Here is a 14166-nt window from a genome sequence, read left to right as displayed (position 1 = left end):
TTAGTTTAAAGAAAAAGATATTAAAGTTTGATTAAAGGTATCGTTAGAAAGTTGTTGCTCGTCAGAAGATAGTCCCAAAACATTCATTTGTGCCATCCACCCAGAAAAGAAATTAACCATTTCAGTCCTAATAGCAGATTTATCAATGAGAACTTTATTAGAAATTTGTGAAACAATTGACTCTATCTGATTGTTCAATTCATGAACGCTTTTCTCCAAAGAACTTTCGTTATTCTTTTCCTGCTTAAGCAAATTTTGAGTGTCTTCGATAGATTTATCGATAGATTTTGTTCTAATCTTGTTAAGATCCAATTTGTTATAGGCAGTCATTGTCATATCAAATACTATACCCCAGATGATATATACTATAAAACCACAGAAGATAACAGCCCAGCTATTGATATCACTTAATGCATCTGTTACGCCATAAGTACTACCTAATGATGCCGTACCTATGATTACCTCTATTTCGTGGAGATGCTTTCCTATCATATAGGCTAATATTGCATCAAAGATAAATGTAACGGTTATTATAGCCATCATCTTTATATATTTAGTCCATGTTTCTTGTACACTGAAAAAATGGAGAGAAAAACCTAATCCCATAAAGATAACAGGCGCAAATAAGACAAAACATAGTACTGTTGTACTTGCATTAGCGGCATTACTCAAGGCATTAGCATCAAACATTGCATTCATAACATTAGCGTCTTCCGCCCATTGCTTAAAGAAGGCGGAATAGAATGTTGAACTATAGAATAAAAAAAGATATAAGGTTAATGGCATCAAGATCGTCATTCCTAAGATAAGCTTAATCTTTGCTTCTTTATTCACTTCGTATGCTTTACTTTTGAGGGTGTCTTTCTCTTCTTTTAGCTCTGCAATACGATTATGGTATTCTGCTTGCTGTTGCTTAGAAGCATTTATTTGTTGTTTCAGGTGTTCAATCTCATTATTTTTACAATTTATTTGAGTTTGTAGCTTACCATAGAGTGCATCTTGAACTTCCTGATTCCTTGATTGTTCATTATATATGTGCTGATATACAGAATGTAGATAGGGAACTAAAGTCTGCCTACTCCCATTTGCTATTGCACACATTCTTAATCCCCAATGTCGATGAGTTTCTTTTTCCTGTTTTGAATTAGGGTTTTGCTCTATGCTGGATTCCTGCATATCTTTTTCTTTAGGACTACTGGATGAGAAATAGTCACGAACATTAAGTTTCATGATATTCATAATCAAAATTCAAAATGGTTAGTAATCTCGTTTTCACTTACATTGTCTTGCACCTTTTTAAGCAAGAAGTTGACGAATTCGTCGGATAATTCTTCTTTGATGCCAAATAAAATTGCATATCGTTTTAGTAATTTCTTCTCCGACTCTTCTATTACTCCATCTGCCCAAGCAATAAGAGCAAGTTCGTAGAGTAATTTGATCTTGTCTTCTGGGGTTTCAGGAATAAAAGTGGAAAAACTTTCTTCTGCAATCTCCTTGGTGATTTGTTCATTTGTTAAGCCATAATTCTCTACCCCTATACGATATAGAGTTTCCATTTCTTTAGGATGAGCAATCCCATCAGCCAAAACCATACGGTATAGCTCTAAAAACTGTAATTGTCTTCCTTCCATATTTTAGATATAATGATGCCCATCGTTCCCTAGAAGTAAGCCGTTATTAAATGGGAAAAGCGTGGGAACTATTGAATATAGTCTTCTCGAGGTTCTGGAAAAACCCACTGCTAAACTATAAACAATAGCCCACGCATTGAGGTATATTATTCCCTTTGGAGAGGGTACAATAATCCCAAGCGTGAGCGTATCGCCTACTGTCCCTAGCAGTTAAAATTTTCCAGATTTCGAGAAAGGACAATATGTCAAACGCTCTTTTTCTATGTTGAACCCTTTATAACGCACACCTGCATACAGGTGTACTGGAAGTTCGAGGACAAAGATAGATAAAAAAACTTATTAAACATTTCTTTCCTATAAAAATTATATAATCAAGATATATCCACCATCTCAAAGAGCGTTATCCTTTATAGATCAATAAGCTGTGACGTTTTCCGAAAGGAGTGTATAAAAGTATTAGTGTTCGCTAAACTTTTAAAGTATAGGAATATCTTCTCGGTAATACCGAGAAAAAGGAACTTATGAAAAGTTTCATAAAAGTAACCCATTAGTCAAAAAAGTTCTCACCGCAAATATCCTTATAGCGTTTGAAAATACAATAAGGCTGTCAGCTCACATCCTTATTGCGTCAGCCCACGCCCTTATTGTATTTTTGAGCGCGACAAATAAGGCCGCAACTAAGAGAAAACACACTCCTCCAAAGAGTTTGTTTTTCTTGGTAGGAGAAGAAATAACTCATTGTCCACCCACTGTCCCCAGCGGGGACACACCATGCTTAACCGCGGGTGATGCCCGAAGGGCGAACCCGTGGAGAGAGAGGCCGCCCCAACCTCCGACACCAGAGGTGTCGCACAGCACCCACTCTTGTTACTCTCTCAACGTTTGCAGTGCGACGCCGCTGGCGTCGGAGTCCTCTCTATACACACCTCCACGGGTTCACCCTCGCTCCGCTCGGGCATCACCCGCGGTTAAGCATGGTGCGCCTCCGCCGGAGGCGTGAGGTACGCTGTGAGGATGCAACTGATGCGGAGGAGGAAAGATGATTCATCCCCGAAATTGCACGGATATAATACCAACGCAATTCGGGGATGAGTCAAAAAAAGAATGTTGTCACGCTATCTAAAAATCTCGCTATCAAAACAGCGCTGGTTATATCTGACGGCGTGACAACAAAAACGCAACTTTTTTATTTTATGATCTTTTTACCATTAACGATATAGATGCCAGACGGCAGCGATGGGAGCAAATCTGACGTACCTAAGCGCTTCCCTTGCAATGTATATATATAATTGCCTTGTGCTTTTTTCGTCTTGAGGTTGGCAATGGAAGTGGTTGTTTCGGGGGCGTAGGTGACCTCTATACTCTTAAACGTAGAAGTATTTGTTGCCTTAAACATCACCATTGCGGCACGTCCCGTCCATGAATATTGATTGTCTTTTTCATCGTCGTCGCATTGGTAAACGCCACCAGTCTGCGTAATCTCTGCCAAGTCGCATTGATATGGAAGGCATTTGAAGACGATTTTTGTTATCACCACATTCTCCGGAGCAGTGAAGCTCACGGTGTTGTTTGTGTACCATTTGAACTTATCGTCCATTATGCGGTTCCAATATCGTGCGCTTATTTTTTGACAAGAAAGTTTGATGCCATCTTGCTCGAGAGGTTTGCCATCTTCAATCTTCCCTACTTCGGGTTCGTCGCCCTGTGTTGAGGTTTCTATCCCCCATGGATTAGTTGCAAAATTGAACACGGCCACGCTCTGTGCGAAACTCTGCATGCTTAAGAGCGCAATAACTGCTGTTAGTAGATATTTTCTCATTGTTGTATATATTAAAAATTTAAATAAATTATTTTACTACTTTTTTATTTCCTACCACATAAAGTCCCTTTGGTAGTGAGGGCCATATGGCTTTCGTACCCAAACGAACGCCTTGCAGTGTATATACATCTGCTGTTTGCTCTTCTGCTGGCGCAAGGCTACTGATACCCGTCACAACCGTTGCAAAACTGGGAGCGCCCCAATATTGAGTGGCTTGATATTGCGCGATGCTGCTTTCGGGCACCACTAAGGTCTTTCCGTTGGGCGTTTTGTTGAACACATTACCTTTCAGAACGGGTGGCGTTGTGGCATTACAAGTAACCTTCGACAGGCTCGAACAATTCACAAGAGCATTCAGACCGATGTTTTTCAACGTAGAGGGGAACGTCACTTCCGTCAGTGCCGTACAATTTTGGAAGACGAAAGGCTTCAGTTCTTCAACGCCTTCGGGCAGCGTTATCTGTTGCAGAGCCTTGCAACCTTTGAAAGCCTTTTGATTGACAACAGTGAAGCCCTTACCCAATGTTACGGAGGCGAGCGCCGTGCAATCTTCAAAAGCCGAAGCTCCCAGCAATTCCAGGCCTTCAGGAGTTGTGATTTCGAAGAGCGACGTACAACCATAGAATGCCAGTCCGTCGATTGTCTTCAATCCTTCGGGAAGAGAAATGCCTGATAAACCTACGCAATTGTGGAAGGCAGAACGCCCGATTCTTGTCACGCTTGCGGGGAAGTTTACCTTTTGCAAGAAACTACATTCATCAAAAACATTGTTTCCAATCTCGGTAACGCCATTGGGAATGGTAATCTCTTCCAAAGCAGAGCAGCCATTAAATGCTCCGTCGCCAATGCTCTCCAACGATTTCGGCAGAGCGATATTTGCTAATGCCGTACATTTGAAGAACGCACTTTCGCCAATGGCAGTAAGCCCCTCTTTGAGTTGCACATTGTTAAGTTTGTCGCAATACATGAACATGTTATTGCCCATGTTTTTGATGGTCGACGGCAAAGAAGCAGCAATCAACGAATGGCAGTTGGAGAAAGCCGCTTCGCCCAATGTCTCTACGCCTTCAGGTATGACAACCGCCTGAAGCGCAGAAGCAAAGAAAGCCTCTTTGCTAATGGTGCGCAACGTAGAGGGAAGAACGATGTTGCGCAACGGAGTTTCGGCAAATGCTTGATAGCCAATACCCACGATACCTTCTGGCAGAACGATTTGTCGGTCTTCAGGAATAAGTGCAGCGGGCCATGACACCACGACATTGTTTTCTATCTTCACTCCGTCCGGTATCGGCGTTGGTGTTTTGTTTGCCGCCATCAGAGTTTGAAGAGGATAGAATGTTGTTGCTCTTTCTCCCGCAAAAGCAGAAGTAGAGACTGCTGAAGCAGCAAACAACATAGAAAAAAGTAAAGTTCTTTTCATTTGTATAAAATTAAAATTGATGATTTATTTCTTTGGTTTATCAGTCATGTGTGGCTGCTCGGTTCTCTTTGCCGTTGCCCTTATAGATCAGTCGGTGTATCTTACCGCCTACACGATCTTCTTTATAAAGAACCTTTGCAGCAGACTTGTTGCTAACATCAACAATGAAGATGGACGCACACGCCGTTGTTTCAGCCTTTGAGTCTTCGGCAGCCACATACATGCGGTTGGGATTATACGGATTAAAGACAATAGCTTTTACGTCATACTGCTGACCAAGACTGATGTAAGGAGTAGAAGAAAAGCTCTTCCCCTCGTAGTTCATAACGTAGATATTACCCGCATGATCGGCATAATAGAGCAATGGGCGCACAGGATTTACGCCGACAGCAGAAGTGGGCAGAATATGCCCCGTGGCATCTATTTCTCCCAACAAACTCTCTTCTGCTTTATTCGCCGTAGGGGCAAAACGGTAAACTGTTACACCATTACCACTTCTGCTACCTACAAGCAGCGCATGTTTAGGCTCGTAACGGTTATCAGCATTTGCTTCAGCGTAACTACCATCGCACGCCAACAAAGTCATCGGCGTAACTGGGCAACTTACTTTTCCCTCTACCATACCACGTATGCCGCCAATATAAATAAGGTGTTTAGAAGCCGTGTCAAAGTAAACGCGAAGCATATCCATGGGGTTGGTTATCAAACTGCAAGAGAGGTCAGCAATTTTTGCACCTGCGGGCAGCTGATGACGACGTTTCCCCACAACAAAATGACGCTCGGGTGTCATAAGATAATCTTTCCCGTTGCCGGTGAAATAAACACTTCCGCCCTCTGCGCCCCAAAGTCGGTTTTGCATACCGAAAGGTACAAAGGCGTGATTCGGTAAAAAATCGGTTGCCGTTCCGTCATAGTCAATCTTACTTAACACGCTCATCGTACTGGCATTCAAAGCATAGATGCATCGCGGAGAATCGGTACTTACGATGACTTCAAGACCTCCCGTATCGTCAATGTTATTCGGGTTGGTGATACACTCGCCTGTCCAGCAAAGTGCTAATGGCGTTTTACCTAACGAAAGTGTTGGATTGCTCTCTGCAAAAACATTGCGCACAGCAGGTGCTTCTTGTACGTCGAGAGATTTGTACGCAAGCATGGCGCCGTCTTTTCCCTCGGTAAAGAGTAGTAAGCCTTGGTCGTAGCCAGAATATACATAAAATGTAAAGTCGGCAAACTTAGCCGTTTGATCTTCGGCAATAACTTTCAGCGTACCCGTATGTTTGCCCAATACAGTACATTCATAATCAAGAGAATCTGCCGTACTCACTTTATTATTGTCAATAATCCATTCATAGGCGGTTGTCTGCTTTGTTCCTTCCGAGAAGTTAAGCACTGGCTTAAGCTTCAAATGCGCTTTCTGCTTTATGCTGTATGCTTTTTCTATTCCCGTCACAGCAACAAGTTTTGCAGTAGGAGTTTCGACATTGTTAGGTTCTTTATCGCTACATGCCGCAAAAAGTGCTATTAGAAGCGGCAAGGCATAAAGGAAATTGTAAATTTTCTTCATTTTTATATTGTTATTTTGAATCATATTTCACGCGTCTTCTATTTTTATTCTAAGTTTGGAATTACACCTCCCAATGCACATCGGGGAAGTTGACGCCCTCCTGTGGATGAGCCTCAAAATACGCCTTCACTTTTTTGAAAATGCGCAGGTATTCGTATTTGCGCTCGTTCATCTCTTTTTGAGTGACAGGCGAGCCGTTCCACTCGATAAACTTTTGATACTTTTTCTTGTCATATTCGCCCAACCAATATGCCAGTTCTGGCCACCATGTCGGCATATCGAGGCGATTATCAAAAACGAGTTGCATCTTTGACAGTTCGGCAATGATGGGAGGCAATTCAGTCTTTTCGCTGATACCAACAGTCAGCACGTAGAGACTATCTTCGTTCAGATTTCTACGAAGAATCTTTATGCGGAGCGTGTCGCTTATTGCGCCAGCAGGTAATATCCGCTCGGTAGAGAATGGTTGAAAATGCACACCTGCTTTTGCTGTTGTTACCGTATCTATCACCTTCAAACGATAGCTTCTTGGTGATGTACTCGCCAAACCTACTGCTGTTAAGGGTATGCGTATCACCGTATCGGCAACCGAATAGGGTAAACTGCCCATGGCGAGACGATAAGAGGCACGTTCAAAACTGATTCCCAATGCGCCTCGAAAAGAAAAGCTCTCATCCTGCGTGCACGAACAAGCACTCAATACCAACATCGCGTACAGGCACAAATGACAAATTATAGTGTATACTTTTTTCATTGCGGTTCGTATTTTCTTCTTCAGTCTTTATTTTCTTCACTCTGAGGCAGCGGCAGTATGTAAGTTGCATCGTTAGGCTCAAACACTTTACTATTGAGCCCCTCCATCGGCATTTCAAACCGCTTGTAGGTAAAAAAGATCTGTCCTTCTCCCCAGTATTCTTTCTTTATTTCATCAACAAGCACTTGGCGGAAACGTTCTGATGTAGCAATTTCTGAAAATGAAAGAGGCTGCAATCCGCGAGCGGTAATCACAGTGTTGAGTGCTTCGAGAGAGGCGTTGCGGTCAGTATCGTACAATGCTTCAGCCAGGATATAGTACATCTCGGGCAATCGTATCATATTTATTCCCGGTATTCTGCCCGCCTGCCACTCTTGCGTCTCTTCATAATTTTTGTCGTACAGCTTGGTGAAAGCCACAATTGGCCGTCCCCAATTGGTTTGTGTGAAGTATGCCTGAAAACGATAATCGTTGTTGGTAGGTGTGAAAGTGGACGTACTGAACAGACGTTTGTAATTATTTCTCACCATATTACAAGTGGCGGTACTACGCGCTGGATAGAACGCTTGTCGAACATCGAGATAGGCTTTTGGTGCATTGAGCACCCAAACACATTCACTCGTGGCGGCATACCCCATAAAGAGTTGCAACACTTTCTCTTCTTTCACCATTCGGTAAGGCCCTTCCGTTACCTCTTTTGCGTACTTGGCAGCTTCGCTCTTGTTTCCTGCCCAAATATATACTCGTGCTTTAAGAGCCTTTATTGCATAACGACTGACATACATTTCAGCAGGTGTGCGCTTGGCCGATGATGATGCTAACAAACTATCGGCTTTATTTAGGTCGGCAAGTATGTGCTGGTAGCATTCGTCGACGGTGAGTCGTGGCGAAGGTTGCGTACTTGTTTTGGTGACATAGGGAATAGAAAGCTCGTGAGGGCGAGAATAATTCGGAGCAAACAAACGCAACATATCGAAATGTAGCATAGCTCGCAAAGCCAACGCCTCACCTTTATAAGTATCTAAATGCGCAAAATGTTTCCCCTCGGCTTGTTGCAGCAAATCGTTTATGGTATACACTGCAAAGAATGCCGATTCCCAAATACGATCTATTTGCTTCCTTACGTCAGTGTCGCGATATTGCAAGTCGTAAGTTTTTGTTAGCGTTGTGAGCGCTGCCTCGTGGTCGTTGTAATACAACTGTGCAATCTCGTCAACAAATCCGAACGACAATTGGCGGCCGTAAAGATTTGGCTTTGCCAATGTTGCATATATTCCTGTAAGTACGTCCTCGAAACCTTGTTCGTCAGCATACATCTTCTTTCCGTCTATTTGTCCGGGCGTATCTATATCCACAAATCCGCATCCTTGCAACATTGTTGTTGTAAGAACAAGCGGCAATAATAAAGTGACTATTATATTTCTCATATCTTTACATTCAGTCCTATTTCAAAAACATGTGCGAAAGGATAGGCAAGTCCGCGCTCACGCTTGATGGTGGATAGATAAAAAAACTGCCCCGTAGAAAGCGAGATACGCGCATCTGCAACGCGGCATACGCGACAAAGGTTGCTCGGAACTTGATATGCCAGCATCAACGATGTACCCTCCAGCACATATTCTTTGGCAACAAACCTCGACGTTGGTGGCGTTGCTTCGCGCAAGGCGATGTGCTTAAAAAGTGCCGCACTGCCTGGTTCCCGCCAACGACTGTAAAAAACACGCCTATCTACGTTGGTGAGAGGATCTGCTCCTTCCACTTTTGTGGCAAGCGTACTATTATATAATGTTGCACCTAATCGGTAGTTGAACGCAGCTGTAAGCGAAAAATCTTTCCAGGTTGCCGAAAATCCCCATGTGCCTTGCACCGCTGGAGAGGTATCGCCCACCACTTGTCGCTCATTATAGTCATAAGTGTAAGTATATTCACCATTTCTTTTGATAAAAACCTCTCTACCATTGGCTGGGTTGATACCCGCAGAGCGCATCACTTTGAGAGCCGTGAGCGATTCGCCTTCCGCATAAAGCGGAACGGGCAAACGACTGTTTCCCTGCTTCACGTTGTCGGCATTGCGATTGCGCAGATAGTCGCTTATCTTCACTATTCGATTACGATTGTGACTCAATGTAAGGTAAACATTCAAACCCAACGGTCTGCCGCTAAAAACGCGTCCTCTCAGCGAGAGTTCAACACCAGCATTGCGTATCTGCCCCAAATTCTCTTTGCCATTCAAAAAACCTGTGTGAGCAGGTTTGGCAACAGTCATCACCAAATCGTTGGTGGTGTTTAGGTAAGCATCGAAGCTACCGCTTACACGATCGTCAAATAGCGCAAAGTCGATGCCTGCATTACGCTTCAAGGTGCGTTCCCATCTCAGATGGGTATTTGCCAAAGCCGTTGGTACAGCTCCTATCTGGTTGTTGTAAATCAAATCCGAACGATAGCTGTATGCCTGCCGTGCTTGATAAGAATGGAAATTCACGTTGCCCACAATGCCTGCGCTGGCTCTAATTTTGAGTAGCGTTACAACTCCATTAGTCATGAAACTCTCTTTGTGTACGTTCCAACCTATGCCCAACATTCCGAAAGGAGCATATTTCTGCTGTGCACCAAATTTAGAAGACCCTTCGCGACGAAAAGAAGCGTCTATAAAATAGCGGTTATCATAGACGTACTGCGCATTGATATAGCCGCCCAACATGCGTGCACGATCTCGGTTGCCCTGCGGAGTAGACCCTTCGGCAAAAGATTTCGCCATGGAAGCATGATCCACCTTGTCGGACAACACTCCTGTTGCAATGAATCCGTCCGACTTCTGTTCTATGGCTTGTACGTTTGCTCCCAACGTAAGATTGAGCAGGTGCTGCCCATATTTGCCAAATGCTTTATTCCATACGGCAAAAATACTGGACGATATATCGGCATGACGACTGTGCAAGATGTCGAAACTCCCCCGCTTTTGCTTTTCCACATACAGAAAGCGTTGCGACAGTGGCGAAAAAAAGCTCTCGTCATCGGTTTGTGTTTCGGTTAAAGCTGCAGTTCCCTCTATTCGCAATCCTCCGCCAATGTTCCATCGCAGGCGCAGACTGTTGCTCATGGTGCGGGCGCTACTGTTGATATAGCTGCTCAAACTCTTCTCATAAAGAGGGTTGGGTTTTCCAAAAGAAAGTTCGTTGTTTAATACCCCTGCTGCGGTATAGGGGGCATCGTAAGGATTAAGCAGTGCATAGTTACTAAAACTACCGTAAGGCACATCACCACTTGATGTACTTTCCACTCTACCCGTATATTGGATAAAAAGCCGTGTCCAGTCTCCATAGACCAAATTGACATACAGTGATGCCGTATGTCGATTGCTCTTTTGCATCACTCCGTTCGTACCACTGTATCCGCCCATGAGTCGATAACGAAAAATATCACTACCCCCCATAAACGACAGGTTATGCTGATGTGTTACGCCTGTACGTAATGGCATGCGCAACCAATCTGTATTCACGCCCGCTTTCACACGATCCAGCTTTTCGTAATACACTTTCTGACGCTCCAAGTCGGTTTGACTGCTACCTTTTAAGTCGCCATAAATACCTGCCATGCGTTCGTATTCCAATTTTTCTGCGGCATTGAGCAGACGGTAAGCCGAAAGGTCCGCAACCGACAGTTGGTAACGCCCATCGTAATCAACCTGCAACCGGCCAGCTTTTGTGGGCATCGAAGTAATCACAACCACACCATTGGCTGCTTTAGAACCGTAATATGCAGTAGCAGCTGCATCTTTCAACACCGAAACTTGCTTAATAGAAGCAGGCTGCAAACTAAAAATTACGCGCACATCTGTTTCCACCCCATCGAGAATAAACAACGGCAAATTGGTACGATCGCCCTCCACAAAACTGCTGCGGCCACGCAAAACCATATCGGGAATATGGTTGGGGTCTGCACCATATTCATTATTGGGTATCAGTTCAAACCCCGGAGTATTGTTCTTGATCATATCCAGCAGGTTCGTATTAGTCTGCCTGATAAGCGTCTCATGGTCTATAACAAAACTCGCCCCCGTATAACTTTCTTTGCGCTTATTTACATACCCCGTAACAACTGCCTCGCTTATCTTTTCCGCCTGTTCGTTGAGAACAAAATGATAAGTCGTACGGTTATCCAATACTTTCAGCACTGCTGCTTTGTACCCCAGCAACTGAGCAGAAAGTTCAACAGCCGTTGCAGGCAACTTGATAGTGAAAAGCCCTTTTGCATCGGACTGTGTGGTAGCCAAAACCTTTTTGCCATCTGTAGCTTTTATAGCAACATGTTCCAAAGGCGTTCCGTCGTCAGCATGCACCACGCCGCTTACCATACCCTTTTGGGCTGAAAGCGGCAAACAGAAAAAGATTAAGACAAGTATATAAAGGCTACTTTGAAAAAAGCAACGAGATATTATCATCACCTAATTTTTACGAGTTTTATTTATTGGCAGTGCAAAGGAGCTACCTTTTCTAAAATGGGGCAATACCCTCAAGTTGGTATTCTATGAAGTAATCTTTGCAGCAAAACCACACAACAGCACCTCTCTTTCGGACGGCTGACACTCGGCAGGACAAACGGATCGGAAGAATCAGGGAGAGCAAGCTCTATTTGTTCTCCCACGCCGGAATAAATAAAGCACTTAAAAGCCTCTGGAATAGGCAAATACGGCTGCGATATGCGCCATCGAAAATATCCTTATAGCGTTTGAAAATACAATAAGGCTGTCAGCTGACATCCTTATTGCGTCAGCTCACGCCCTTATTGTATTTTTGAGCGCGACAAATAAGGCCGCAACTAAGAGAAAACACACTCCTCCCCAGAGTTTATTTTTCTTGGTAGGAGAAGAAATAGCCCACTATCCCCAGCGGGGGACACACCATACGTAACCGCGGGTGATGCCCGAAGGGCGAACCCGTGGGATGGTGATGCCGACAACTTTTCGACACCGGAGGTGTCGCACTGCATCCACAGTTGTTACTCCCTCAACGCTTGCAGTGCGACGCCGCCGGCGTCGGAAGTTGATGGTGTCCTGCCTATCCACGGGTTCACCCTCGCCACAGCTCGGGCATCACCCGCGGTTAAGCATGGTGCGCCTCCGCCGGAGGCGTGAGCTACGCTGCGAGGATGCAACTGAGATCGTAAAGGGGTAATGTGCAAAGCTGAGATAGATTAGCCACGGAGACTATACAGACTTTTTATGATGAGAGCCGCACCCACTGTCCCCATAGGGGACACACTATGCGTAACCGCGGGTGATGCCCGAAGGGCGAACCCGTGGAGAAGTGGAGAAGTGGAGAAGTGGAGAAGTGGAGAGAGAAAAAAGGGAAACCTCCCAGCCCGCACCCACTGTCCCCAGCGGGGACACACCATGCGTAACCGCGGGTGATGCCCGAAGGGCGAACCCGTGGGATGGTGATGCCGACAACTTTTCCGACACCGGAGGTGTCGCACAACACCCACAAAGACAATCTATCCTGCAAAGCATAAAAAAATATCCTGCAACAAAAGTTTTAGCAGATAGCCGTTGCCGAGAAAGAATATAAGCTATAACTTCGCACAACATCAAAAGATTAAAAACTTTAACCAATGAAGCTCCACGCATTCAAATATATCCTTTCGGCATCTATGGCGTTATCCTCACTAACAGTTCATGCTATATATCCCGATTCTGTTCTGCAACAAAAAATGCTGATTGAGGAACAAACCTTTCTGGCTAAGATGAAACCAGGTTTGCAACACATGCAGATGCTTGCGGTTCGTGCGGCCATGCAGGGTAATGATTCGGACTTGCAAAAAATAAGAGAGAGCAGAAATCAAGCACCGACACTGCCAGAGGATGTCAAAGCGTTTTACCCATCGCCAAATATCTGTTTGTTCTCGCCGAAGAAAACTTCCACGCACAAACGCCCCATACTGCTTTATCTGCACGGCGGCGGATGGTGTTTTGGAAGTATCAACAGTTGCGCCCGCTTCTGTGCCGCTGTTGCCTTGGAAGCAGACTGCATTGTTGCCGCGCTCAACTATCGCCTCGCACCTGCTCACCCTTTCCCTCTCCCACTTGAAGATTGTCAGCAAGCCATTTCCTTTCTTAAAATGCATGCGGAAGAGTGGAACTGCGACTCTACACAGATCTCGATTGGAGGAGATAGTGCAGGAGGAAATTTGGCATTGGCCACAACCATGTCTGTACCCAATATCTTCAAAGTCATTTCCATCTATCCCGTAACAAAACTCTTTACAGAGCCAACGGCTTCGTGGGAAAAATATGCGAAAGGATATGGGAATGATGCAGAACTGCTTGAAGCGTTCAACGAGGCTTATGCTCATCACAACGAAAAGAATCCGCTTGCATCAGTAGGTTTATGTAGCGATGAAACTTTGAGAACACTGCCTCCAGCACTCTTCATCTCTGCTGGTCACGATATTCTGCTGGATCAGACTGCCGATTTTGTCAAACGCTTGCAAAGCCTGAACCGCCCCGTAAGCTATCATATCTACCCAACCGCTTCGCATCTGTTCATCACCGTTCCTGGACAGCCCACAGCCTTTTCCGAAGCAGTCAAAACCGTTAGCAATTTCCTCAACGGCATTCAATGAAAAAGGATAACTCCTCCTCCCTTACCCCCCTTGTTTTCTATTAAAAACGCACGTAGATGTTAACTTAAAAACGCTTCTACTAACAAAAAAAACACAAATGTTTTGCAAATTCTTTTCACAAAACACAAAAAAAAAGAATCTACATTTGCAAAAAGACAAAAAGAACCAAGAGAACAACTGCTAACCCTAAAAGCACAACAAATTAGGCACTACCTTAAGAATAAATAGGCACAAAGAAAGTACAGCTTTCATAAATATACCGTTGCTCCCCCTCAAGATTCCTGCTCGCATTTCGTAAGCATCTACACGATGTAAGCATTTCAAACAAAAAGGAACTAAAAGCCGTACCTCTTT

Annotated in this window: 9 protein-coding genes; 1 reads left to right on the top strand and 8 read right to left on the bottom strand. The window is 44.3% G+C overall.

Translation table 11 applies throughout. The annotated features are described in order from the left end of the window. The 8 genes from ABLA33_RS01545 to ABLA33_RS01510 form a co-directional block, all read right to left on the bottom strand. The gene (locus ABLA33_RS01545; RefSeq protein ID WP_347718975.1) at positions 1-1230 is read right to left on the bottom strand and encodes a hypothetical protein; all 1230 of its coding nucleotides are present in this window, start codon (positions 1228-1230) and stop codon (positions 1-3) included. A gap of 11 nt (positions 1231-1241) precedes the next feature. Continuing rightward, positions 1242-1631, bottom strand: a complete 390-nt coding sequence (locus ABLA33_RS01540) for a TerB family tellurite resistance protein (RefSeq protein ID WP_347718974.1) — start codon at positions 1629-1631, stop codon at positions 1242-1244. A gap of 1186 nt (positions 1632-2817) precedes the next feature. Next, positions 2818-3450, bottom strand: coding sequence for a hypothetical protein (locus ABLA33_RS01535; RefSeq protein ID WP_347718973.1), 633 nt, complete (start codon positions 3448-3450; stop codon positions 2818-2820). Positions 3451-3478: 28 nt separating this feature from the next. Then, complete coding sequence (locus ABLA33_RS01530) at positions 3479-4870, bottom strand: leucine-rich repeat domain-containing protein (RefSeq protein WP_347718972.1); 1392 nt, start codon at positions 4868-4870, stop codon at positions 3479-3481. 40 nt (positions 4871-4910) lie between these two features. Further along, a complete protein-coding gene (locus ABLA33_RS01525; protein ID WP_347718971.1) occupies positions 4911-6437 on the bottom strand; it encodes a hypothetical protein in 1527 nt (508 codons plus the stop codon). Positions 6438-6498: 61 nt separating this feature from the next. Beyond that, positions 6499-7191, bottom strand: coding sequence for a DUF4843 domain-containing protein (locus tag ABLA33_RS01520; protein WP_347718970.1), 693 nt, complete (start codon positions 7189-7191; stop codon positions 6499-6501). A gap of 20 nt (positions 7192-7211) precedes the next feature. Further along, positions 7212-8618 carry a RagB/SusD family nutrient uptake outer membrane protein gene (locus ABLA33_RS01515; protein ID WP_347718969.1) on the bottom strand — a complete coding sequence of 469 codons (1407 nt, stop codon included), beginning with the start codon at positions 8616-8618 and terminating at the stop codon, positions 7212-7214. Continuing rightward, positions 8615-11569, bottom strand: coding sequence for a SusC/RagA family TonB-linked outer membrane protein (locus ABLA33_RS01510; protein WP_347718968.1), 2955 nt, complete (start codon positions 11567-11569; stop codon positions 8615-8617). The genes ABLA33_RS01515 and ABLA33_RS01510 overlap by 4 nt, the downstream gene beginning before the upstream one ends. Before the next feature lie 1232 nt (positions 11570-12801). On the opposite strand from ABLA33_RS01510, the gene ABLA33_RS01505 reads away from it, so the two are divergent. Then, positions 12802-13812, top strand: coding sequence for an alpha/beta hydrolase (locus ABLA33_RS01505; protein ID WP_347718967.1), 1011 nt, complete (start codon positions 12802-12804; stop codon positions 13810-13812). Positions 13813-14166 lie beyond the last annotated feature (354 nt).

Source organism: uncultured Alloprevotella sp. (assembly GCF_963536905.1).
GTDB lineage: Bacteria > Bacteroidota > Bacteroidia > Bacteroidales > Bacteroidaceae > Alloprevotella.
Note: the sequence above shows the minus strand (reverse complement) of the source record. Positions and strands in the feature narration are given on the sequence as shown.

What these genes read in the sequence shown, in the direction of transcription:
- ABLA33_RS01545 (WP_347718975.1), bottom strand. Translation starts at nt 1,230, where the DNA reads ATGAAACTTAATGTTCGTGACTATTTCTCATCCAGTAGTCCTAAAGAA.
- ABLA33_RS01540 (WP_347718974.1), bottom strand. Translation starts at nt 1,631, where the DNA reads ATGGAAGGAAGACAATTACAGTTTTTAGAGCTATACCGTATGGTTTTG.
- ABLA33_RS01535 (WP_347718973.1), bottom strand. Translation starts at nt 3,450, where the DNA reads ATGAGAAAATATCTACTAACAGCAGTTATTGCGCTCTTAAGCATGCAG.
- ABLA33_RS01530 (WP_347718972.1), bottom strand. Translation starts at nt 4,870, where the DNA reads ATGAAAAGAACTTTACTTTTTTCTATGTTGTTTGCTGCTTCAGCAGTC.
- ABLA33_RS01525 (WP_347718971.1), bottom strand. Translation starts at nt 6,437, where the DNA reads ATGAAGAAAATTTACAATTTCCTTTATGCCTTGCCGCTTCTAATAGCA.
- ABLA33_RS01520 (WP_347718970.1), bottom strand. Translation starts at nt 7,191, where the DNA reads ATGAAAAAAGTATACACTATAATTTGTCATTTGTGCCTGTACGCGATG.
- ABLA33_RS01515 (WP_347718969.1), bottom strand. Translation starts at nt 8,618, where the DNA reads ATGAGAAATATAATAGTCACTTTATTATTGCCGCTTGTTCTTACAACA.
- ABLA33_RS01505 (WP_347718967.1), top strand. Translation starts at nt 12,802, where the DNA reads ATGAAGCTCCACGCATTCAAATATATCCTTTCGGCATCTATGGCGTTA.